At 73.0% G+C, this 20,030-nt stretch carries 27 protein-coding genes; 10 read left to right on the forward strand and 17 right to left on the reverse strand.

The annotated features are described in order from the left end of the window. Positions 1-596, reverse strand: a 596-nt coding sequence (locus JSX79_RS08235; protein WP_229085787.1) for a TetR/AcrR family transcriptional regulator, incomplete at its 3' end; no start/stop codon positions are given. A 54-nt stretch (positions 597-650) separates the two neighbouring features. Here JSX79_RS08235 and JSX79_RS08240 point away from each other — a divergent pair. Then, positions 651-977 carry a hypothetical protein gene (locus JSX79_RS08240; protein ID WP_229085788.1) on the forward strand — a complete coding sequence of 109 codons (327 nt, stop codon included), beginning with the start codon at positions 651-653 and terminating at the stop codon, positions 975-977. Here the strand turns inward: JSX79_RS08240 and JSX79_RS08245 are convergent. After that, complete coding sequence (locus tag JSX79_RS08245) at positions 961-1,461, reverse strand: GNAT family N-acetyltransferase (protein WP_229085789.1); 501 nt, start codon at positions 1,459-1,461, stop codon at positions 961-963. The genes JSX79_RS08240 and JSX79_RS08245 overlap by 17 nt on opposite strands. A 51-nt stretch (positions 1,462-1,512) precedes the next feature. On the opposite strand from JSX79_RS08245, the gene JSX79_RS08250 reads away from it, so the two are divergent. Beyond that, entirely contained in the window at positions 1,513-2,097 is a 585-nt protein-coding gene (locus JSX79_RS08250) for a TetR/AcrR family transcriptional regulator (protein WP_229085790.1), read from the forward strand. Between the two features lie 84 nt (positions 2,098-2,181). Here JSX79_RS08250 and JSX79_RS08255 read toward each other — a convergent pair whose 3' ends face one another. Continuing rightward, the gene (locus JSX79_RS08255; protein ID WP_229085791.1) at positions 2,182-3,078 is read right to left on the reverse strand and encodes an aminoglycoside phosphotransferase family protein; all 897 of its coding nucleotides are present in this window, start codon (positions 3,076-3,078) and stop codon (positions 2,182-2,184) included. 22 nt (positions 3,079-3,100) lie between these two features. Between JSX79_RS08255 and JSX79_RS08260 the strand changes: the two genes are divergently transcribed. Continuing rightward, positions 3,101-3,469: a nuclear transport factor 2 family protein gene (locus JSX79_RS08260; RefSeq protein ID WP_229085792.1), complete on the forward strand. Its 369-nt coding sequence runs from the start codon at positions 3,101-3,103 to the stop codon at positions 3,467-3,469. Positions 3,470-3,552: 83 nt separating this feature from the next. Here the strand turns inward: JSX79_RS08260 and JSX79_RS08265 are convergent, their stop codons facing one another. The 9 genes from JSX79_RS08265 to JSX79_RS08305 all read right to left on the reverse strand — a co-directional run bounded on the left by JSX79_RS08265 (position 3,553) and on the right by JSX79_RS08305 (position 8,758). Continuing rightward, the gene (locus tag JSX79_RS08265; RefSeq protein ID WP_229085793.1) at positions 3,553-4,203 is read right to left on the reverse strand and encodes a DNA alkylation repair protein; all 651 of its coding nucleotides are present in this window, start codon (positions 4,201-4,203) and stop codon (positions 3,553-3,555) included. After that, positions 4,200-5,003, reverse strand: coding sequence for a sulfite exporter TauE/SafE family protein (locus JSX79_RS08270; protein ID WP_229085794.1), 804 nt, complete (start codon positions 5,001-5,003; stop codon positions 4,200-4,202). Before JSX79_RS08270 ends, JSX79_RS08265 begins: the two co-directional genes overlap by 4 nt. A 38-nt stretch (positions 5,004-5,041) precedes the next feature. Further along, on the reverse strand, positions 5,042-5,443 hold the full coding sequence (locus JSX79_RS08275) for a sigma factor-like helix-turn-helix DNA-binding protein (protein ID WP_229085795.1): 402 nt from the start codon (positions 5,441-5,443) through the stop codon (positions 5,042-5,044). Next, positions 5,440-5,649: a ribonuclease PH gene (locus JSX79_RS08280; protein WP_229085796.1), complete on the reverse strand. Its 210-nt coding sequence runs from the start codon at positions 5,647-5,649 to the stop codon at positions 5,440-5,442. The genes JSX79_RS08275 and JSX79_RS08280 overlap by 4 nt, the downstream gene beginning before the upstream one ends. A 63-nt stretch (positions 5,650-5,712) precedes the next feature. Further along, the gene (locus JSX79_RS08285) at positions 5,713-6,909 is read right to left on the reverse strand and encodes a peptidoglycan DD-metalloendopeptidase family protein (protein WP_071303330.1); all 1,197 of its coding nucleotides are present in this window, start codon (positions 6,907-6,909) and stop codon (positions 5,713-5,715) included. Positions 6,910-7,061: 152 nt separating this feature from the next. Next, positions 7,062-7,538 carry an SRPBCC domain-containing protein gene (locus tag JSX79_RS08290; protein ID WP_070417228.1) on the reverse strand — a complete coding sequence of 159 codons (477 nt, stop codon included), beginning with the start codon at positions 7,536-7,538 and terminating at the stop codon, positions 7,062-7,064. Continuing rightward, positions 7,535-7,924: a helix-turn-helix transcriptional regulator gene (locus JSX79_RS08295; RefSeq protein ID WP_071303328.1), complete on the reverse strand. Its 390-nt coding sequence runs from the start codon at positions 7,922-7,924 to the stop codon at positions 7,535-7,537. The genes JSX79_RS08290 and JSX79_RS08295 overlap by 4 nt, the downstream gene beginning before the upstream one ends. Before the next feature lie 79 nt (positions 7,925-8,003). Next, the gene (locus JSX79_RS08300) at positions 8,004-8,339 is read right to left on the reverse strand and encodes a helix-turn-helix domain-containing protein (RefSeq protein ID WP_229085797.1); all 336 of its coding nucleotides are present in this window, start codon (positions 8,337-8,339) and stop codon (positions 8,004-8,006) included. Further along, positions 8,246-8,758: an AraC family ligand binding domain-containing protein gene (locus tag JSX79_RS08305; RefSeq protein WP_229085798.1), complete on the reverse strand. Its 513-nt coding sequence runs from the start codon at positions 8,756-8,758 to the stop codon at positions 8,246-8,248. The genes JSX79_RS08300 and JSX79_RS08305 overlap by 94 nt, the downstream gene beginning before the upstream one ends. Positions 8,759-8,834: 76 nt before the next feature. On the opposite strand from JSX79_RS08305, the gene JSX79_RS08310 reads away from it, so the two are divergent. Both JSX79_RS08310 and JSX79_RS08315 read left to right on the forward strand, forming a co-directional pair. Beyond that, complete coding sequence (locus JSX79_RS08310; protein ID WP_229085799.1) at positions 8,835-9,674, forward strand: sulfite exporter TauE/SafE family protein; 840 nt, start codon at positions 8,835-8,837, stop codon at positions 9,672-9,674. A gap of 27 nt (positions 9,675-9,701) precedes the next feature. Further along, complete coding sequence (locus JSX79_RS08315) at positions 9,702-11,594, forward strand: gamma-glutamyltransferase family protein (protein ID WP_229085800.1); 1,893 nt, start codon at positions 9,702-9,704, stop codon at positions 11,592-11,594. Between the two features lie 19 nt (positions 11,595-11,613). Here JSX79_RS08315 and JSX79_RS08320 read toward each other — a convergent pair whose 3' ends face one another. Beyond that, positions 11,614-12,657: an NAD(P)-dependent alcohol dehydrogenase gene (locus tag JSX79_RS08320; protein ID WP_229085801.1), complete on the reverse strand. Its 1,044-nt coding sequence runs from the start codon at positions 12,655-12,657 to the stop codon at positions 11,614-11,616. A 275-nt stretch (positions 12,658-12,932) separates the two neighbouring features. On the opposite strand from JSX79_RS08320, the gene JSX79_RS08325 reads away from it, so the two are divergent. The 3 genes from JSX79_RS08325 to JSX79_RS08335 all read left to right on the forward strand — a co-directional run bounded on the left by JSX79_RS08325 (position 12,933) and on the right by JSX79_RS08335 (position 15,284). Beyond that, positions 12,933-13,373, forward strand: a complete 441-nt coding sequence (locus JSX79_RS08325) for an OsmC family peroxiredoxin (RefSeq protein WP_071303323.1) — start codon at positions 12,933-12,935, stop codon at positions 13,371-13,373. A 95-nt stretch (positions 13,374-13,468) separates the two neighbouring features. Continuing rightward, a complete protein-coding gene (locus tag JSX79_RS08330) occupies positions 13,469-13,726 on the forward strand; it encodes a hypothetical protein (protein WP_229085802.1) in 258 nt (85 codons plus the stop codon). A gap of 52 nt (positions 13,727-13,778) precedes the next feature. Next, complete coding sequence (locus JSX79_RS08335) at positions 13,779-15,284, forward strand: threonine/serine exporter ThrE family protein (protein WP_071296545.1); 1,506 nt, start codon at positions 13,779-13,781, stop codon at positions 15,282-15,284. A gap of 147 nt (positions 15,285-15,431) precedes the next feature. Here JSX79_RS08335 and JSX79_RS08340 read toward each other — a convergent pair whose 3' ends face one another. After that, complete coding sequence (locus JSX79_RS08340; protein WP_071296544.1) at positions 15,432-16,106, reverse strand: TetR/AcrR family transcriptional regulator; 675 nt, start codon at positions 16,104-16,106, stop codon at positions 15,432-15,434. A 168-nt stretch (positions 16,107-16,274) separates the two neighbouring features. On the opposite strand from JSX79_RS08340, the gene JSX79_RS08345 reads away from it, so the two are divergent. After that, a complete protein-coding gene (locus JSX79_RS08345) occupies positions 16,275-16,598 on the forward strand; it encodes a hypothetical protein (protein WP_022907826.1) in 324 nt (107 codons plus the stop codon). Positions 16,599-16,679: 81 nt separating this feature from the next. Here JSX79_RS08345 and JSX79_RS08350 read toward each other — a convergent pair whose 3' ends face one another. Beyond that, positions 16,680-17,591, reverse strand: coding sequence for an SDR family oxidoreductase (locus JSX79_RS08350; protein ID WP_071296596.1), 912 nt, complete (start codon positions 17,589-17,591; stop codon positions 16,680-16,682). A gap of 194 nt (positions 17,592-17,785) precedes the next feature. Between JSX79_RS08350 and JSX79_RS08355 the strand changes: the two genes are divergently transcribed. Further along, the gene (locus JSX79_RS08355; RefSeq protein ID WP_229085803.1) at positions 17,786-18,604 is read left to right on the forward strand and encodes a hypothetical protein; all 819 of its coding nucleotides are present in this window, start codon (positions 17,786-17,788) and stop codon (positions 18,602-18,604) included. Positions 18,605-18,614: 10 nt separating this feature from the next. Here the strand turns inward: JSX79_RS08355 and JSX79_RS08360 are convergent, their stop codons facing one another. Both JSX79_RS08360 and JSX79_RS08365 read right to left on the reverse strand, forming a co-directional pair. Next, positions 18,615-19,397 carry an endonuclease/exonuclease/phosphatase family protein gene (locus JSX79_RS08360; RefSeq protein ID WP_071303320.1) on the reverse strand — a complete coding sequence of 261 codons (783 nt, stop codon included), beginning with the start codon at positions 19,395-19,397 and terminating at the stop codon, positions 18,615-18,617. Positions 19,398-19,422: 25 nt separating this feature from the next. Then, the gene (locus tag JSX79_RS08365) at positions 19,423-19,983 is read right to left on the reverse strand and encodes a sigma-70 family RNA polymerase sigma factor (RefSeq protein WP_092388127.1); all 561 of its coding nucleotides are present in this window, start codon (positions 19,981-19,983) and stop codon (positions 19,423-19,425) included. Positions 19,984-20,030 lie beyond the last annotated feature (47 nt).

Below are 20,030 nucleotides of genomic sequence, written 5' to 3' on the forward strand. Positions count from 1 at the left end.
CCGGAGCAGGACCCGGGGTCACGGCCACCCGGCACGACCCCGCCGACCCCGGGTCCTGCTCCGGTGCGTGCCAGCGCGCGACGGGCCGCGGTGCGGGCCTCGGCAGCGGTCGGAGCCGGTTCGAGCCCCAGCAGTCGCCGACGGTGTCGCTCCCCGAGGAGCAGCGTGAAGAGCGCTTCCGCCTCGCCCGGGTCCGCACCGGCGCGGATGAGCGCGGCCTGCGCCGTGAGCGGGCCGGCCTCGTGGAAGCCCCGGGCGAGTTCGGGCGAGCTGACGGCCGTGGCGATGACCAGCCGGTGCAGCGCGACCGCGCGGTCCGAGAGCAACGCCTCGGCCACGGCGGTCGCGGTCGACTCGAGGTCGGGGTGCGCGTCGTCGCTGTACCCGTGGTGCCGCTGGACGACCGCCCGGAGCAGGGCCGCCTTGTCGCCGAAGGCCGTGTAGATCGTCCGCTTCGTGACCTCGGCCGCCGCGGCGACGCGGTCGAGCGAGACGTCCGCGAAGCCACGCGCCAAGAAGAGGTCGGTCGCGACGTCGAGCACCCGCTCGTCGCGTGCAGCACGCTCGTCCGCGGTCGGTCGCCCTCGCTTGCCCATGGTCCGAGTGTACCGGTAATGATACGTTGGCGTTTCATTACGAGAGGATGCGCAATGGACGACGTGATCTGCCACGTGGCGATCGCCGACGACTGGGAGATGAGCCGCGGGTTCGGCGTGTACGAGGTCGCGACCCGGAACGTGCCGCTCGAACCCGGCGACCACGTCCGTGTGACCACCCCTGCGGAGGTCGATGCGATCGTGGCCGAGCGCTACGCCGACCTGTCCATCCCACTGCTCCGGATCGACCTGAGCGTCGCCGGACTCCGGGCCGCCGGCGTGGAGGTCGCCTGGCACGAGGGCACACCCCGGGTCCTCGGAGGCATCCTGATGGACCCGGACGTCGTCCTGGCCGAGACACCCATCAGTCCGCGGCGCTGACCTCGGGGACCGCGTCGAGTCGCCGACCGAAGCACACCGAGTTCGTCGACCCGGCGTAGGCGCCGAAGAGCGGGATCGACGTGTACCCCTCGCGCTCGTAGAACCGGATCGCGTCGGGCTGCGCCGTGCCGGTCTCGAGGACCACCGAGCCTGCGCCCGCCCGCACCGCTTCCCGCTCGAGCCGCCGGAGCACCGCCGTCGCCACACCGGTCCCCCGAGCGGACGGCGCCGTGTACATCCGCTTGACCTCCACGACGCCGTCACCGAGGACGTGGTCCGGGAGCGGCCGGAGTCCGCCGCAGGCGATCGCGGAGCCGTGCTCGTCACGGGCCAGGACGAACACCGGAACGTCGGCCGCGGTCGGCGGGACGCCGGGCTCGTGGTCGCTCGTTCCGTACCGCGCGTCGAGCTCCTGCCGCTGCGCTCGGCGGAGCCGGTCGGCGTCCGGGTGGTCGAACGGGACGGTCGTGATGGTCCAGCGCATGACGATCCTTTCGGTAACGACCGTTACGGTAACACCTGTTACGCTTCCGGTGTGCCTCGGACCCGAGACGATGCCGCCCAGCGGACCCGGCTGTCCGAGGCCGTCTTCACCACCCTCGCCGACCTCGGTCCGACGGGCCTGACGCTCCGTGCGGTCGCCGAACGCGCCGGGTGCACGACGGGGCTCGTCCTCCACACGTTCCCCGACAAGCGCGCCCTCCTCCTGCACGCCCGGGACGTCCTGCACGACCGCACGAGGGTCCGTGCCGACGCGCTCGAGGCGAACGCCCCGGATGCGGCATCAGCAGTGCGAGCCGTGGCCGGCGGCGCACTCGCGGTCGATGCCGGACGCCTCGCCGAGGCGCGGGCGTGGGTCGCGTTCCTCGCCGCTGCGCTCGGTGACCCCGTGCTGCGCGATCGGCACGTGACGAACAGCCGCTCCTTCGCCGAGCGACTCGCTCGACTGCTCGCGCTCGCGACCGGCCTCGCGGGTGCGGTGTGCGACGACCGCGCGGCTGCCCTGGCCGCGACCGTCGAGGGGATCACCGCGTTGGCCGCGGGCGACCCGGAGCGGTGGACGCCCGAGCGACAGCTCGCGGCGCTCGACCTCGTGCTGGACGCGGTACTGACGCCCTAGTCCCGCCGGCCCCGGCCCGGCGGGCGGTCCGGCTCCTCGGGTAGGCCGGGCTGCGCGGGGCGGCCCGGCTGCGCGACGCGCAGCTCAGACCGCGACCGGATCGTCGAGGACCGCCCGCAGCACCGCCTCGTGCTCACTCCGGTCCCCCGGCCCGGAGCTCCCCGCGAGCATGATGAGCGCCTTCCAGAGCGCCCAGCCCCGAGCACGCGCCCAGGTGTCACCGTCGAGACCCACCGCGTCACGGAAGTCCCGGCGGGCATCGCCGTCGAGGAACGTCCACGCGAGGACGAGGTCGCACGCCGGGTCGCCGACGCCGCACGTGCCGAAGTCGATCACCGCGGAGAGCCGACCGTCCGCGCCGACGAGCAGGTTGCCCGGGGCGACGTCACCGTGGAACCAGACGACCGGCCCGTGCCAGACCGAGGCCGTCGCAGCGTCCCAGACCGCTTCGCAGGCACCGCGGTCGACGGCGTCCCCGAGCGCGTCGAGCGCCGCCACCACCTCGGCCGCGTAGTGCGAGGGGTGCGCTCCCCGGTGGAACGAGTGCGCCCCGGCGACCGGCCCGTCCCCGGCCGGCACGGCCCGGAGCTGCCGGAGCACCGCGCCGACGTCGGCGGCGAAGACCCGTCGGTCGAGGTCCGTCGCCCGGAGCGCGACCGTGCCGTCGATCCAGCGCCGGACCGACCACGGGAACGGGTACCCGTCGGCGGGGACGCCCAGGCCGACGGGCTCCGGCACCGGGACGTCGAGCCGCGACGCGAGGTACGGCAGCACCCGCTGCTCCTTCTCGACCGCCGCCACGTACCCGGCGGCGCTCGGCAGCCGGACCGCGAGCTCGCCGCCGAGCCGGTAAGTGCGGTTGTCCCACCCCTGCGGATCGACCTCGCGCACGGGCAGCCCGGACCACTGCGGGAACTGCGCGGCCACGAGCCGTTCCACGAGTGCGGGATCGATGCGGGGTCGGGGCATCTCGGTGTGCATGCCCCCAGGCTAGGCTCCGGGCATGGCCACCGTGTCCGAGCTGCTGACCGCGAACCTCCACGACGTCTTCGGGAACCGCGACGCCGCCTCCCGCCGTGCCGCGATCGAGCGGACGTACTCCCCCGACGTGACCTTCACCGACCCGGAGGCCACCGCCGTCGGCTGGGACGCCCTCGAGCAGAAGGCAGCCGAACTCCTCGAGACCGTGCCCGGCGCCTTCCAGTTCGTCGAGGAGGGGCGTCGCTACGTCTCGGAGACGCACGGCGCGCTCGCGTGGGGCTTCGGCCCGGTCGGGGCGCCCGCCGTGCGCGGGATCGACGTCGTCGAGGTCCGCGACGGAGTCGTCGTGTCGCTCACGACGTTCTTCGCGGAGCCCACCGAGTCCGCCTGAGGATACGCGCCGCGTCCGACTGAGGGCTCTCGCCGCGTCCGACGTGACGGCCGACGGTCGCGTCAGCCGCGCAACCGGTCGCGTCAGCCGCGCAACCGGTCGCGTTCGGCCGCCGGCAGGTGCTCCGTCGCCGTCGCCCGTGCCGCCGGGCTGAGGAACCGCGCCTGCCGCTCGAGGAACGCCACGAGCGCATCCTCCGACGCCCGCTTGCCGGTCTCGCGCAGCACCCACCCGAGTGCCGACTGCACGGTGTCGCTCCGCTCCCGCACGAGTCGCCCCGCGATGGCGAGCGGCACCTCGGCGTCGCCCTGCTTCACGAACGCCAGGGTCGCGACCAGAGCGATCCGCCGGACCATCGCCACGTCGGACTTCACGAGCGCGAACAGCGATCCGGTCGAGCCGCCGACGAGCGGGGCGCCCACGAGCTCCTCCGCCCCGAGGTCGACCAGCACCGTGTCGTCGAAGCGCTCCGCCTTCGCCGCCGACAGGTACTCGTCGGTCAGCTCCGGGTCCGGGTGCTCCCGCATCGCCTGCACCATCAGGAGGACCGCGACGAGCCGTGCCCCCGCGTCCTCGCTCCAGAGCAGCGCGGACCGCTCCCCCTCGTCGAGGTCGGCGAACTGCCGCGCGACGCGTCGCGCCGCCGGCACGTCACCGCTCGTCCGTGCGAACGCCGCGAGCACGGCCTCCGCATCCGCCGGGTTCCGTCCACCACCGGCCTGGAGGCGCGTCACGCGACCTCCCCGTCCGTCGCCTCGTTCCGCGGCACGGCCCGGCGACCACGGCGCAGGACGATCACCGCGACCACCACGAGGAACGCGGCGAAGAGCCAGGTGCCCACCTGCGGATCGACGAGGCGGGCGATCCACGCGCCTCCTGGAGAGCAGATCGCGGCCGTGATGCCGATCGTGAGGCCGACGCGCAGCTCCACCGCGCGGCGCCGGAGGTTCGCCACCGTGCCGGAGACGGACGTCGGCACCATCGTGAGCAGCGAGGTGCCCTTCGCCAGCAGGTCGCCCGCGCCGAGGACGACCTCGAGCCCCGGCACGATGACGACGCCACCGCCGACCCCGACGAGCCCCGACAGCACGCCCGAGAGCAGCCCGAGCAGCAGGAGCACGATCGCCTCGACGATCCCGAAGTGCACGTCGCCCCCACGCGTCGGCACCGTCGTGAACAGCGAGACGAGCACGACCGCGATGAACCCGACGAAGATCCACGGCAGGACGCGCAGCGGGAGCGCACGGAGGAGCCGCGCACCGATCGGGGCGCCGACGACGCTGCCGACCGCCAGGGTCAGGGCCGCGAGCCAGTGCACCTCGCCCTGCACGGCGTAGGTGATCGCACCGACGACGGCCGCGGGGGCGATCGCCACGAGGGACGTCGCCGATGCCCGACGTTGGTCGAGGTGGAGGAACGCCATCAGCGCCGGCACGACGATGACCCCGCCGCCGACGCCGAACAGGCCGGAGAGCACCCCCGCGACCACCCCGATCGCCACCAACACGAGCACCCGGCCGCCGCGCTTCTCCATCCCGACAACCCTACGGCGCTGGAGGAACGGCTCAGCCGTCAGGAGGCGACCGCCACCGCAGAGTCGTCCTCGTGCACCAGCTGGTGCACGCGCTGGTACGAGACGCCGAGCACGACCGCGATGTCGCGCAAGGTCATGCCGTCGCCCTGCAACGCCACGGCGATCGCCCGGCGGAGGGAGAGCGCACGCGCTTCCTTGGCTTCGGCCTCTGCCCGGAGCGCGGTCGCTTCTTCGAGGGATCGGGCGAGGGTCGGCTCGAGCTCAGCGCGGATGACGACTACGACGTCCGCCTGGTCGACGTCCGCCACGAACGCGATCGCCTCGCGCTGCGCTGCGGCGGCGAGGTCGAGTCGCTTGACCTGCGAGATGGCGCCCGGGTGCTGGTCGTTCTGCACGACCCACCAACCGCCGTCTCGGTGCGCGTGTGACGTGTAGGTCATCGCCACCACCCCTTTCCGAGCTCCTGCTCGAACTGCTTGAAGAACGCTCGCGCAGTGCCGTCTGCGATCTCGGTGTGCCGCCCGATCGTGCTCCGAGTACTCCCGACGATCACACCCGTGTGGTTGGTCAACTCGATCTCGCGATGATCCAGGCCTGCTCTGCGCGCGGCGATCTTGATTCGTTTGAGGACCGCCTGACGCTTCACAGCATATGTCTAACGCCCTTGACGCATCAAGTCAAGCGCGTTAGACGACACCAGCGGCTTGCGTCAGCGGAAGTGCAGCAGCGTCAACGGGTCGAAGAGCGACCCCGCCCGCCGCGTCTCCACGTGCACGTGCGGCCCCGTCGACTGCCCGGTGTTCCCGGACCGCCCGATCTCGCTCCGCACGGACACGATCTGCCCCTGCTTGACCTCGATCTTGCTGAGGTGCGCCGTGAGCACGGTGACGTTCCCGTAGGTCACGACGATGTAGTTGCCGTACGAGGCGTTGTTCGCGACGGTGCTCGTCACGGTGCCGGTCCCGGAGGCGTACACGGGAGTGCCCACCGCGACCGGGGCATCGGCACCCTGGTGGTAGCGCGGGACGTGTCCGGCCCCGCGGTCGTCGCCGTAGCGCCCGGAGATCTTCGTGCTCGCGACCGGCCACATCATGCCGGTGACGGGCTTCGTCGACCACACCCGGGTGTCCTTGCCGCCGTAGAGCACGACGTTGCCGTCCACCTGCACCATGAGCGTGCCGGCGCCGGCCGTTCCGGTCCGCGAGTTCCAGAGCGTGACCTTCTTCTGGGCGGCGTCGCGGCCGACGACGGCGAAGTTGCCGTCCTTGCGGAGCTCGGCCCACGCGCCCTTGTGGCCGGCGGTGCCGGACTGCCAGACGACCTTGCGGTTCACGGTCTGCACGAGGTTGCCGTCGGCCTGCATGGAGAGGCGACGGGCACCGCTGGTGTCGGAGCTGAGCACGGTGCCGGAGTAGATCGAGTTGCCGGCGGGGACCGTGCCCTGCTGGCTCGTCCAGTTCACGATCGCGGTCTTGCCGGAGTAGAGCCCCATCGTGCCGTCGGCGCGGACGGCGAACGACGTGGACTGCGCGGTGCCGGCCGAGGCCCAGCGGACGATCCGCTTCCCGCCCCGCAGCAGGTCGACGGCTCGGTTGCGGCCGATCGTCACGATCGCGCCGGGCTGGTTCGAGGTGTTCGATGCCCAGAGCACCTGGTTCCCGACGCCGTACTCGACGAGGTTGCCGTCGCCCTGCAGGATCAGCCGGAACTGCCCGTTCGGCGAGGTCACCGAGTCCCCGGGCTGCAGCGTCGTGCCGGCCGGGACGGAGCCCTTGTGGACGACGGCGGCGGACGCCGGTTCGGCGATCCCGACGACACCGCCGGCGACGACGGCGATGGCCACGACCGCGGCGGCGAGTCGAGGGAGTCGGCGTGCGTGCGCGACGGAGGACGGTGTGCTGGTCATGGAACCCCTGATCTGGAACCGGCCGAGCCCCTGCGCGGCCGTTCGGCGACGTGCTCTCGACACGCCGCCGAACGATGGTCACCTTTTCGTGACGAGTCCACAACCCCGTTGCCCGGACCGGACAACCCCAGTTCCGGGGGCAACGACCGTCGTCACGGGGCCTGGAGGAACTCCTTCGGCGACCCCAGAAGCGCCTCCAGCTTGTGGAACGACTGCGTCCAACCGGCGATGTTCATGTCGCGCATGACCTCGGGGAAGGGGCCCTGGGTGAGCGTGACGATCGTGCCGTCGCCGTCCTCGGCGAACTCGAGCGTGAGGGACAGCGGCGTCCCGTCCTCGATCCCGGGGATCCCCTGGGCGGTCGAGGTACCGACGATGATCCGGTTCTCCTCGATCTGCTCGAGCACCGAGGTCACGGGCGACGTCCACTCGGGGTTGTCGTTGCTCACCATCGTCAGGTTCCACGCCCCGCCGGCCCGGGCGTCGACCTCGACGGTGGCTGCCGGGACGTGGAAGCCGAGCGGCCCGAACCACAGCGCGAGCAGGGTGGGGTCGACGAAGGCGCGGTAGACGTCCGCGACGGGGTACGCGAACCGGTGCGTGGCGTGGGCGGTGAACTGTTCGGTCATGACTGCTCCTGGTGGTCGACGGACGTGACGGTCGGTGCGGTGGACGCGCCACCCACCGGGGCGGGCGGTCGCTGGGAGGCGAGCAGCGCCTCCAGGCTGTCGAACCGGCGGTCCCAGTCGGGCCGCAACCGGCCCACCCAGGTGCCGAGCTCGTCGACGGCTTCCTGCCGGAGGCGGCACGTGCGCCAGGTGCCGTGCCGTTCGCGGGTGATGAGGCCGGCGCGTTCGAGGATGCCGAGGTGCCGGGAGATCGCCGGCGCACTGACGTCGAACGGTGCCGAGAGGTCGGTGACGGTGGCTTCGCCCCTGCCGAGGCGTTCGACGATGCGGCGGCGGATGGGGTCGGCGAGCGCCGACAGGACGGCGTCGGTGCGGTCGGTCTCCATCGTCGCCTCCTCGGTGAACCCTGCGGTTAATTAACCGCTGGGTTCAGTATGGGTGCGTGCCCGGTGATGCGCAAGCCCCTCACCGGAACCGCGACGGCGGCGCACCGAACGCCTTCGTGAAGGCGGCGGTGAACGCCGCGGGGGTGGCGTACCCGAGCCGGCCCGCGACGTCCGTCACGCTGGACCGTCGGAGGGCCGGGAGGCTCGACAACAGACGCGCACGGACCCGCCAGCCCGCGGGCCCCACCCCCGTCGCCTCGCGGAAGTGCCGATCGAGGGTGCGCTCGGACACGGAGGCCGCGCGCGCCCAGTCCGCGTTCGTCACGTGGACGTCCGGTGCTGCCAGGTAGGAACGGCACAGCTCGCGGAGGACCCCGTGCGGTGGCAGGGACACGGAGAGCGGGATCGGCGCCACCCGCTGCAGCTCGTGCAGGGCGAGCCGGACGAGCGCCCCGTCCCGACCGGCCTCGTCGTAGGGATCTCGAGGGCGTTCGCGGCGCGGAGGACCTCGCGCAGGAGCGGGCCGACCTCGACGACGGTGCAGACGGTCGGCCACCACGGGACGGCGTCGGGCTCGACGTAGAGGCTCCACGTCGTGACGTCGAGCATCCGCACCTCGTGGGCGACACCCGCGGGGATGAGCACGGCGCGGTCGGTCGGCACCGTCCACGACCCCTCGTCGGTCTCGACGAGCATCACCCCGCTCGCGCCGTAGAGCAGCTGTGCCCGCCGGTGCTCGTGCCGGGCGAGCAGGTGGTCGGGCGGGTAGTCGGTGCCGATCGGCAGGACGTCCACGGGGAGGCCGTCGAAGTCGGCCACGGACACGTTGCGCACACGGCAAGGCTAGGTCTCGAAGGAAGTTGCCGCACATGCGATCGTCCGCCGCTCCCCTTCCGGCTGTGATGGAGGGGTGTCGTTCGTCGTGCTCGTCCTCATCGGTGTCCTCGTCGGGGTCACCACCGTCCTCTTCGGCTTCGGCGGCGGGTTCGTCACCGTGCCGATCATCACGGTGGCGGACGCCGCGCTCGGCGGGGACGCCGTCCGGGTGGCGACGGCGACCTCCGCGCTCGTGATGCTCGTCAACGCCGCGGTGGCGACCGCGTCCGCGCGCCGAGGTGCGCTCGCGCTGCTCCGGGGCCGGTGGACGCTCTTCCTGCTGCTCGGCGGCGGTGGGGTCGTCGGCGTCGCGGCGGCCCGGTTCGCCCCCGACGTGCTCATCCGGTGGGGCTTCGTCGTCTACCTCGCCGTCACGGTCGCGGACCTCGTGCTGCGCCCGGGGTTCCTCCGTCCCGGCCGTGCACGCCCCGGTGCCCCGGACCCGTCCGTGCACTCGACCGCAGGCCGGGCGACCGCCGCCGGCGTCCCGACCGGTGGCGGCCTGCCGACGGTGGCGGGCCTGCCGATCGGTGCCGCCGCGGCGTTCCTCGGGGTCGGCGGCAGCGTGATGACCGTCCCGGTGATGCGCCGAGCGGGTGCGACGATGTCCGCCGCGACGACCCTGGCGAACCCGCTCACCCTCGCGATCGCCCTGCCCGCGACCATCGCGACGCTGCTCGTGCCCGCCGGGGCCCTGCACGCGGCGGGCCTCGTCGGCGCCGTGGACGTCCGGGCGGCGGCAGCGCTGCTCCTCGGCGCCGTGCCGGTCATCGTCCTGCTCCGACGCCGTCCCCCGCACCTGCCCGAAGCCGTGCACGCGTGGGGGTACCTCGTGCTGCTCGTCGCCGCCGGTGTCGCCGTGGCTGCCGCCTGATCGGGACCGCGGGGACAGGATGGGAGCATGCCGAACCCCGCGTTCACGCCGCCCACCGCACACCCCACCCGCCCGGACATCCGCGGCACGTTCGGCACGGCGGCGGCCACGCACTGGATCGCGACCGCCACGGCGCAGTCCGTCCTCGAGCGCGGCGGGAACGCCTTCGACGCAGCGGTCGCGGGGGCGTTCGTCCTGCAGGTCGTCGAACCGCACCTGAACGGCCCCGGAGGCGACCTCACCGCGGTGTTCGCCACCGCCACGGACCCGACGCCGACGGTGCTCGTCGGGCAGGGTCCGGCCCCGGCCGGTGCGACGCCGGAGCACTACCGCGCCGAGGGCCTCGACCTCGTCCCCGGTTCCGGTGCCCTCGCCGCCACCGTCCCCGGCGCCGTCGACGCCTGGCTCCTGCTGCTCCGCGACCACGGCACGTGGGAGCTCGCGGACGTGCTCGCACCGGCGGTCGGCTACGCACGCGACGGCCACCCCGTCACACCCGCGGTGGTCCGGACGATCACCGCCGTGCAGGACCTGTTCCGGCAGCACTGGCCCACCTCCGCAGCGCAGTGGATGCCAGGAGGCGCGGTGCCCGTCCCCGGGGAACTGGTGCGCAACGAGGCGCTCGCCTCGGTGTTCGAGCGGCTCGTCGCCGCCGGTGCCGACGCCGACACCCGGACCGCCCGCATCGACGCCGCCCGCATCGAGTGGGCCGAGGGCTTCGTCGCCGAGGCGATCGACCGGTTCGTCCGCGAACCGCACCGGCACGCGTCCGGGACCGACCACGCCGGGGTGATCCGGGCGTCGGACCTCGCCGCGTTCCGGGCGTCCTACGAACCCGCGACGACGGCGGAGTTCCGCGGCTGCACGATCGCGAAGACCGGCCCGTGGGGTCAGGGCCCGGCGCTCCTGCAGACCCTCCGGCTGCTCGAACCGCTCGACGACGCCCGGCTCGACCCCTCGACCGAGCTCGGCGCGCACACGATCGCCGAGGCCCTGAAGCTCGCGCTGGCCGACCGCGAGGCGTTCTACGGCGACGGCGACGTCCCCCTCGACGTGCTGCTCTCGGACGCCTACACCGACGCGCGCCGGGCACTGATCGGCGAGCGTGCGTCGGCCGAACTGCGTCCGGGGACGGTCGACGGGGTCGTGCACGCCATGCCGCCGGTCCGGACGTCGTACGCGACCGGTGCCGCGGCGGGGCTCGGCGAACCGACCGTGCAGGTCGCTCGGGACCGCGCACCCGGCGCGGCTGCCGCACCCGCCGCGCCTGCTGCTCCCGCCGCTCCCGTCGAGGACCGCGGCGAGCCGTTCGTCGCCCCGGACGGCGAGACCCGCGGCGACACCTGCCACATCGACGTCGTCGACCGCTGGGGCAACATCGTCAGCGCGACCCCGTCCGGCGGCTGGCTGCAGTCGTCCCCGACGATCCCCGAGCTCGGCTTCTGCCTCGGCACCCGGTTGCAGATGACCTGGCTCGAACCGGGCACGGCGTCGACGCTGCGCCCCGGCGAGCGCCCGCGCACCACACTCACCCCGACGCTGGTGCTCCGCGACGGCGAACCCGTCGCCGCGCTCGGCTCACCCGGCGGTGACCAGCAGGACCAGTGGCAGCTGCTGTTCCTGCTGCGGTGGATCGTCGGCGGGTACTCCCCGCAGCAGGCGATCGACGCCCCCGCGCTGCACACGACGTCGTTCCCGGGGTCCTTCTGGCCGCGCACGTGGGAACCGGCGGGGCTCGTGGTCGAGGACCGCCTCGGGGACGACGTGATCGCCGGCCTCGAGGCCCGCGGGCACGTCGTCACCCGGGCGGGCGACTGGGCGCTCGGTCGACTGTCCTGCGTGACGCGGGACCCCGCGACCGGCGTGCTCGGCGCTGCGGCGAACTCGCGGGGCGCGCAGGGCTACGCCGCCGGACGCTGACCGCCCCGAGGCGAGTGGGTCAGCGCGTCGGGACGACCACCGCGCGGCCCGAGAGCTCGCCGGCCTCGAGCTTCCGGTACGCCTCGAGCGCGTCGGACAGGGCGTAGCGCTCGACGTCGGGGACGATCTGCCCCGCCCGGTACATCGCGACGACCTCGTGCAGGTCCTCGATGGTGCCCCAGTACGTGTTCGTGATGGTCGACTCGTACGGCGTCCGGAAGAAGTTCCACTCGGTGGTGCCACCGGCGATCCCGACGACGGTGAACCGGCCACCGACGGCCATGGACGCCTGGGCGACCGTGATCGTCGGCGTCGCCCCGACGAAGTCGAACGCGGCGTCCACCCCGCGGCCGCCGGTGATCTCGCGGATCGCAGCGGCCTGGTCCGGGCCGCCCGGCACCGTGATCGCCCCACGAGCAGCGGCGCGGTCCATGGCGTCCTGCTTCATGTCCGTCGCGATGACGGTCGCACCGGTGAGCGCCGTGAGGATCTGCACGGCGATCTGCCCGAGGCCGCCGAGTCCGACGACGAGGGCGTACTTGCCGCCACCGGCCAGGTTCGGCAGGGAGTTCTTGATCGCGTGGTACGGCGTGAGGGCCGCGTCGCTGAGCGGTGCGGCGGCGACCGGGTCGGCGTCGCCGAGTGGCACGAGGTTGCGCGCCGGCACGGTGACGTACTCCGCCATGCCGCCGTCGCGCCCGAGGCCGATGCCCATGTACGGGTTCGTGGCGGCGTTCTCGCAGTAGGTGTCCTGGCCCTTCGAGCAGTACGAGCAGTGCCCGCAGCCGACCGGGCCGTAGACGAGGTAGGCGTCGCCCACCGTGAAGCCGGAGACGCCGTCGCCGAGTTCCTCGACCCAACCGGAGTTCTCGTGCCCGAGGACGAACGGGGGCTGCTGCGCGCCCGGCTGCCCCGCCTGGAACTCGCGGTAGACGGCGACGTCCGAGTGGCACGCACCGGCACCGGCGACCTTGAGGAGCACCTCCCCCGGACCCGGGGTGGGCTTCGGGACGTCCGTGAGGGACGGGAACGTCTGGAACTGTTCGAACACGACGGCGCGCATGGTGGGTCTCCTTTGAACGCCCTCCAGATTACACCCGTCGTTCAGGGCGACACGTGTTGCGCATCCGGCCGGACCGCCGCTCGACCGGCGAAGAGCCCGCGGTCGAAGCGGGCACCGCCCGGACGCGATCGGCTGACCACCACTGTCCCCCATGCGCCCGATCGTCGGGCAGACCTGCGTCTTCCCCGAGAGCCGATGCGAGAACGGTCGTTCTCTGATTGACTCGGCGTCGGCGGTCCCGATCGGGACCGATCCCCCACACGAAAGGAGCGGCCATGCCCACGCGCACCGCACGCACTGCTTGGAACGGCGGCCTCGAGGACGGCACCGGCCAGGTCGAGCTCTCCAGTTCGAAGGTCGGCACGTACGACGTCTCGTTCCCCAAGCGCGCCGCCGAGGACGCCGACGGCACCACCAGCCCCGAGGAGCTCATCGCCGCCGCGCACTCCGCGTGCTACGCCATGCAGTTCTCCGCCGTCCTCGGTGAGGCCGGCGGCACGGTCGAGGCCCTCGACGTCAAGGCCGACGTCTCGCTCGGCCCGGACAGCGCGGGCGGGTTCAAGCTCACCGGCATCGTCCTCACCGTGAACGGCGAGGTCTCCGGCATCGACGAGGCGGCCTTCCTCAAGGCCGCCGAGGACGCCAAGGCCACCTGCCCCGTCAGCAAGGCACTCACCGGCGTCGACATCACGCTGCACGCGACGTTCGAGCAGTAGGCGAGCGACGCAGGAGCCGTCACCTGATGACGGACTGGAGGCGCGGTGCCGGCTGGCACCGCGCCTCCCGTCCGTCACCACGTACGCTGGCCGACGTGATCCGACGTCTCTTCGCCACCCCGACCGGCATCGTGTTCTGGGCGGGACTCGTCGCCGTGGTCGCGGGACTCGTGGTCGCGGCCTCCGCGCCGCCGGCCGCGTTCGGGTGGTTCGCGTACGCCCCACTGTCGGACTACGCCTTCGTCGCGGGGACCAACTCGTGGCAGCGGGTCGTCGGGCAGCTGCTCGTCGTCGTGGGCGCCGTAGTCGCCGCGTTCGCCGCCGGTCGGCTGAGCGTCCGTCGCCCGCGCTGAGGCGTTCAGCGCGCGTCCGGACTCGGCGGAGCGCGCCTGGCACGATGGCGTGATGGCCGAGCAGTCCCTCCCCGGAGCCAGACCCGGGCGTCCACCACGGCCACGCGTCCGGAGCCTCGCGCAGCACGACATCCGCGACGCCCGGGCACGCCTCCGCGGCACCATCTACGAAGAGGTCGTCCCCGACACCCGACCGCTCGAGCAGTACTCGCCGGTGCAGATCGTGGACTTCTGCCTCGACCTCGCCGAGGTGATGCTCGCGTCCGGTGCGGACACCCGCAGCGTCGAGACGGCCGTCGTCGCGGTGTCGACGAAGTGGAACCTCGCGCCGCTCGACCTCGACTTCTCCGGTAGCTCGGTGACGATCCAGTACGCACCGGCCGACCACCCGCCGCTCGTGAAGGTCCGCACGGTGCAGTCCGACGGATCCGACCTCGACCGCCTGGCGCGGGCGAACCAGATCGTCGACGACCTCGTCCACGACGAGCGGGACATGACCTCCGCCGTGAGCGCCCTGGTCGCGGTGCTCCGGCTCCCACCGCGCTGGCCGCGGTGGACGGCCGACGTGGGGCTGTCGATCCTCGGCATCTCGATCGCGATGCAGGCCGGCGGCGGTTGGCGTGCCGGACTCGGCGCCTTCGTGCTCATGCTCGGGATCATCGTCTCGGGCCGGTGGCTGACCGGCCGGGGCTTCCCGCAGTTCTTCGTCTCCGGTGCGCAGGGTGCGGTGGCGTCGGCGATCGGCACCCTCGCGATCTGGGCGGGTGTGCTGCACCCGGGGCAGGCGGCGACGATGGTGGCCGCGCTCGTGGTGCTCCTGCTCCCGCACCCGTCGCTCGTCACCTGGGCGCAGGACGCGATATCGGGGTTCCGGGCGATGGCGGTGGCCCGGGCGTTCTACATCGGGCTCGTCATCGCCGCGATCGTGGTCGGGGTGCCCGCGGGCATCGCCGTGACGAAGTGGCTCCGGATCGAGGTCGACCCGTCCGGCATCGTCACGCAGACGCTGCCGCTGTGGGCGTCACTGCTGCTCACCGTGGTGTCGGCCGCGGCGAACTGCTTCGTGCAGCAGGCCAGCGCGCGGGTGATCCCGGTCGCGGTGGTCTTCTCGGTCGCCGCCGGTGCCGCGCTGCGGGGCCTCCGGGAGCTCGGCATCCCGTTGCTCGGTGCGACGTTCCTCGCCGCCGTGCTGCTGGGCGTCCTCGCGACGATCGCGGCCGCGCGGATGCGGACGGCGGTGGCGGCGATCTCCGTGCCGGCGTTCTGCGGCGCCCTGCTGCCCGGTGTCGCGGTGTCGAACGCGCTGCTCAACTTCATGTCCGGGTCGTCGAGTGCCGCGCTGGACTTCGTCGCGGCGGTCTCGGTCGCGCTGGCGATCGGGGCGGGGCTGGTCCTCGGCGGCCTCGTGGCGACGCCGGGGGCGCGGCGGGCGCTCCGGCGGTCCCGACGGGTGGTCGTGCACTCCGTGCACAACGACACGACGGCGATCAAGGTCATCCGCGACTCGGGCTACGACCCCGGCAACGGCTCGGTGCCGCGGGGGCCGCGCCCGCGCTGACGAGCTGGCGCCGGCGCCGGCCGGCCGGCCGACCAGCCAGCCGACGACTTCACGGGCTGGGCGACATCTCACGGGCCTAGGCGCGCGTGAAGTGTCGCCCAGCCCGTGAGACCGCGAGGCCGCGGGGACGCGCACCGCCGCGCGGCGTCAGAGCTCCCAGCCGCCGTCGCTCCACGTCGAGAGCCGCCGGGCCGCCTGCGGCTCGTACCGCTCCATCCAGCCCCGCTCGAGCCGCGCGACGGCCCGGTCGAACGCCGGCACGAGGTCGAGGTCCGACCGCAGCAACGCTTGCAACTGGAGTCCCTCGTACAGCGCGATGAGCTGCTCGGCCCCTCGGCGCGGGTCCATCGTGTGCGGCGCCCGACCGACCGCGATGTCGTGCTCGAGGCCACGCTTGATCTGCGCGTAGAAGAGCTGGTAGCGCGACCGGAGGTACGACGCCATGGGGTGCGCCGGGTTGCCCGCGACCGAGAGCAGCGCCACGAGGAGCCGCATGAGCGCCGGGTCCTCGGCGTTCGACGCGACGATCCCGCGCAGGAGCTGGACGGTCGAGCCGTCCCCGACCTCGCGCGCGACCTCGTCCATGCGGCCGCCGTTCCACCGGTCGACGGCGGCGAGCACGAGTCCGTCCCACGAGGGGAAGTGCTGCCGGAGCTCCTCGACGGTGATCCCCAGTCGCTGGGCGACGAGTCCCGCATCGGCCTCGTGGAAGGGCACGTCCCGCAGCAGGTCGACGGTCGCCCCCACGATCGTGATCCGCAGGTGCAGGGTCGCGGCCGCGGCGGCTGCCGCCTGCGTGTCCGCGCTGGTGTGTTCGAGCATCGTGCCCTCCGTCGGTCCCCGGACGTCCTGTCCGCGTCGCCCCTGGGGGCAGGTCCATCCAAACGGAGATCGGGGGACACCAGAATCCCCGGTCCGGGTGTCGGCATGTCGGGGGACAAGCGACGCGGTTCGCAGCGCGTTCGCGGTCATCCGTGTGACGATGCCGTCATGACCCCGAACGACCCCACCGCGCAGGGACTGGCGACCATGGCCTCGGCCGGCTTCGAGTTCGGCGGCGACCCGGATCAGGTCGCCCACGACGTCCGGACCATGTGGGAGCAACTCGGGCGGCCGACCGGCGCGTTCGACGCCGCAGCCCGCGCGATCGCCGCGCTCCCGCAGCGCCCCGAGGTCCCGATCGCCGACCAGGCCCGGCGCCGCGCGTTCGAACGGGCCGTCGGCATCAACCCGGTCGAGGTCGAGCTGGCAGCGGCGCTGTCCGCCCGCGAACTGCTCGAGCGCCTGGCGCGCACCTGCACCGCGCCCTGCTGACGACCGATTGACGGACTGACGGAAGGACGGGAGGGACGGTGCCAGCTGGCCCCGTCCCTCCCGTCCGTCGCCGGGTCGCGACTACGGCGTCGGCATGCCCCCGTCGACGTGGAGCGTCTCACCCACGACGTACGACGACTCGCCGCTCGCCAGGAAGACGTACGCCGGCGCGAGCTCGGCCGGCTGCCCCCAGCGGCCGAGGTAGGTCTGCTCACCGGCGGACGGCAGGGCCTCCGGCGGCTGGCCACCGGCGGGCTGGAGCGGGGTCCAGATCGGCCCCGGTGCGACGGCGTTCACGCGGATGCCCTTCGGCGCGAGCTGCGCGGCGAGGCCCTTCGCGAGGTTGTTCACGGTCGACTTCGTCGCCGCGTAGTGCACGAGGTGCGGCGACGGCGCGTACGCCTGGATCGAGGTCGTGTTGATGATGGTCGATCCCGGCTGCAGGTGCGGCACGGCCGCCTTCGTGATCCGGAACGTCGCGTAGACGTTCGTCTTGAACGTCTCGTCGAACTCCTCGTCCGAGATGTCCTCGATCGAGGACACGTTCTGCTGCTTGCCCGCGTTGTTCACGAGGATGTCGAGCCCGCCGAGCTGCTCGACGGCGTCCGCCACGAGCTGCTCGCAGGTCGCGAGCGAGGTGATGTCACCGGGCAGGGCGACGGCCTTGCGACCGGCGGCCTCGACGAGGGCGATGATCCGGTCGGCGTCCTCCTGCTCCTCGGGGAGGTACGAGATCGCGACGTCGGCACCCTCTCGTGCGTAGGCGATCGCGACGGCGGCCCCGATGCCCGAGTCACCGCCGGTGATGAGCGCCTTGCGGCCGGTGAGTCGACCGGAGCCGCGGTAGGTGTCCTCGCCGTGGTCGGCCGGGACGTTCTCCGCCATCTCCTCGTCGGTGCCGGCACCCTCGAGGTACTGCTCGTCGGGCTTCTTGTCGGCGTACATCTTCGTCGGGTCCTGCATGCTGTACTGGTCGATCTGCTGGTCCGTCATGCCGCCGACGGTACGCACGCGGTGCCCCCGCACCGTCCAGGAGGCTGTCCCCCGTTCGGCCGACAGGCCCCCGTCGGCGGGGCCTGCCGAGGGCTCGTGACGCGTCACCGACGAATGTCACGGTCCGGTGACGACCAGGCCCCGATTCGGTAACACCCGTCGTCCAGACGGGTCGGGCGTCGTACCGTCGAGTGGTGACCTTCCGGACCGTGCTGGCGTTGAGCGCCGCCGTGCTCGCCTTCTCGGCCGGCACGGTCGCCGTCGACGGCACGGTCGGGACCGGGGTCGCAGCGACCCCGGCGAGCGCGGCCGAGCTCGGTCCGGACCCGGTGCACCACGAGCCCGTCCGGGTCACGAACGCGAAGCTCAAGCGGGTCGACTCGATCGAGCTCGACGCCGAGTCGCTCGTGTTCCGGCGCGGCGACAAGACCGTGACCGAGGCGTCGATGCGCGACTCCCGCACGACGGTCAGCCTGCTGAACCGCCTGCTCGGCACCGCGTCGCGCACGCAGACGGCCGAGGGGGACGGCGGCGCGTGCTTCCCCGCCGGCACGACCTACACGTGGGGCGGGGCGGTCCGCGTGGCTGCCCTGACGTCCCCCGCCGCTGCCGGCAACGCGGTGGAGATCCGCGTCCTGCGCGAGACGGTGCGGTCCCGCTTCGGCGGCGACGTCGAACTGACCGGACCCGACGGTGTCCAGGTGGGCGACGACATCCGCACGGCGATCCGGGACGCCCCGAAGTCCGACCGGATGTCGTTCGGTTCCGCGGACGCCCGTGCGTTCCAGCTCCTGCTCGAGCCCGGGTGGGCCCCGCAGCACGACGCCGCGAGCCCGCCCGACAGCCGCGGCACGGGCACCGAGACGGACACGAGCACGCCGTCCGACACGGACACGGACACGGAGTCCGCTGCCGCCGACCTCGGGACGAACGGCGTCTCCGCCCTGACCGACGACACCACGGTCACGGTGCTCGGGTCGCCGATGCCGGTGCACGCCAAGCGCACCTGCTGACCGACCCCGGTCAGACCCGCAGCGTCGCCACCACCGGGAAGTGATCGCTCGCGAACCACGTCTCCGGGCCGTCGTGGTCGATGACGACGCGGTCGACGCCGGCGATCCCCCGGGTGAACACCCAGTCGATGCGCTCCCCGGAGTCGACCGGCGGCTGCCAGTCGTTGAAGGTCGCCGTCCGGTCCGCCGGGTCGCCACCGACCAGCCAGGCGTCCTCGAACCCGGCCTCGACGAGCACCCGCGACGCAGGTCCCGCTCCGGCCGGCTCGTTGCAGTCCCCCGCCACGATGACCGGGCCGTCCGCCGTGCTCAGGCGTTCGACGATGAGCGCCGCGCTCCGCGCCCGGACGTCGTCCCCGTGCGGTCCGACCTCGTGGTCGAGGTGCGTCGTCAGGAGCGTGAACGCCTCGCCCTCGGCGTCGAGGAACCGCGCGTGGTTCGCCACTCGGGGGAACAGGCTCCCCCAGGTGTTCGACACGGGCTCGTCCGGGGTGTCCGAGAGCCAGAAGGCGCCCTCGTCGATCGGCCGGAGTCGGCTGCGACGGAAGAAGACGGCCGCGTGCTCACCGGCCGTGCCGCCCTCGCGCCCCTGGCCGACGTCGCCGTGGTCGGGCAGACCGGCGCGGAGGTCGTCCAGCTGGTGCGCGAAGGCCTCCTGGACGCAGACGAGGTCGGGGTCGTGCCGCCGGACCACGTCGAGCAGTACCGGCAACCGGGCGGGCCAGTCGTGGGCCGGATCCGGGTTCTTGACGTTGTAGGTCATCAGGGTGATCGGACGCGCTGCGTTGCTCACCCGTCGAACCTACCGACGGGCGCGCTCAGGGCACCATGACCCGCCGCAGTGCGATGACCCCGTCGCGCGCCCGGGTCTTGGCGGTGCCGACCGGGACCCCGAGCCGCGCGGCGACCTCGGGCCCGGTCATCCCCACCAGGTGCCGCAGGACGACGGCGTCGCGCTGGCGCCCGGGGAGCGCGGCGACGGCGCGGCGGAGCTCGGCACGGTCGAGGACGCTCTCGGCCCGTTCCACGCTCGAGTGGTCCACGAGGTCGGCGTCCCTGGTGCCGATCCGCAGGTCGCGGTCACGGTCCGCCCGGCTCTTCCGGACCCGGTCGATCGCGCGGCGCTGCGCGATCGTGCGGATCCACGCGATGGCCGAGTGCGCCGGGTCGAACCGGTCGGCGATCTGCCAGATCTCGAGGAAGACGTCCTGCACGACCTCTTCCGCCTGCCATGCATCGACGAGCTGGTGGCGGACGTACCGCTCGACGAGCGGTCGGAAGCGGTCGTGCAGCCGGGTGAAGGCGGCCCGGTCACCGGCGGCCACCGCGAGGAGGAGCATGCGTTCTTCGTCGCGCTTGGCGAGGAGTTCGTCGTTCACGACTCGAATGTCACATACTGCCAATGTACTCGCAAGTACACTCTGAG

The organism is Curtobacterium sp. GD1 (assembly GCF_020882855.1).
Lineage (GTDB): Bacteria > Actinomycetota > Actinomycetes > Actinomycetales > Microbacteriaceae > Curtobacterium.

Bases quoted from the DNA above. Each gene is read 5' to 3' on its own strand.
- JSX79_RS08240 (WP_229085788.1), top strand. From the start codon at position 651: ATGGACGACGTGATCTGCCACGTGGCGATCGCCGACGACTGGGAGATG.
- JSX79_RS08245 (WP_229085789.1), bottom strand. From the start codon at position 1,461: ATGCGCTGGACCATCACGACCGTCCCGTTCGACCACCCGGACGCCGAC.
- JSX79_RS08255 (WP_229085791.1), bottom strand. From the start codon at position 3,078: ATGCACACCGAGATGCCCCGACCCCGCATCGATCCCGCACTCGTGGAA.
- JSX79_RS08260 (WP_229085792.1), top strand. From the start codon at position 3,101: ATGGCCACCGTGTCCGAGCTGCTGACCGCGAACCTCCACGACGTCTTC.
- JSX79_RS08270 (WP_229085794.1), bottom strand. From the start codon at position 5,003: ATGGAGAAGCGCGGCGGCCGGGTGCTCGTGTTGGTGGCGATCGGGGTG.
- JSX79_RS08275 (WP_229085795.1), bottom strand. From the start codon at position 5,443: ATGACCTACACGTCACACGCGCACCGAGACGGCGGTTGGTGGGTCGTG.
- JSX79_RS08285 (WP_071303330.1), bottom strand. From the start codon at position 6,909: ATGACCAGCACACCGTCCTCCGTCGCGCACGCACGCCGACTCCCTCGA.
- JSX79_RS08290 (WP_070417228.1), bottom strand. From the start codon at position 7,538: ATGACCGAACAGTTCACCGCCCACGCCACGCACCGGTTCGCGTACCCC.
- JSX79_RS08295 (WP_071303328.1), bottom strand. From the start codon at position 7,924: ATGGAGACCGACCGCACCGACGCCGTCCTGTCGGCGCTCGCCGACCCC.
- JSX79_RS08315 (WP_229085800.1), top strand. From the start codon at position 9,702: ATGCCGAACCCCGCGTTCACGCCGCCCACCGCACACCCCACCCGCCCG.
- JSX79_RS08320 (WP_229085801.1), bottom strand. From the start codon at position 12,657: ATGCGCGCCGTCGTGTTCGAACAGTTCCAGACGTTCCCGTCCCTCACG.
- JSX79_RS08325 (WP_071303323.1), top strand. From the start codon at position 12,933: ATGCCCACGCGCACCGCACGCACTGCTTGGAACGGCGGCCTCGAGGAC.
- JSX79_RS08335 (WP_071296545.1), top strand. From the start codon at position 13,779: ATGGCCGAGCAGTCCCTCCCCGGAGCCAGACCCGGGCGTCCACCACGG.
- JSX79_RS08340 (WP_071296544.1), bottom strand. From the start codon at position 16,106: ATGCTCGAACACACCAGCGCGGACACGCAGGCGGCAGCCGCCGCGGCC.
- JSX79_RS08345 (WP_022907826.1), top strand. From the start codon at position 16,275: ATGACCCCGAACGACCCCACCGCGCAGGGACTGGCGACCATGGCCTCG.
- JSX79_RS08350 (WP_071296596.1), bottom strand. From the start codon at position 17,591: ATGACGGACCAGCAGATCGACCAGTACAGCATGCAGGACCCGACGAAG.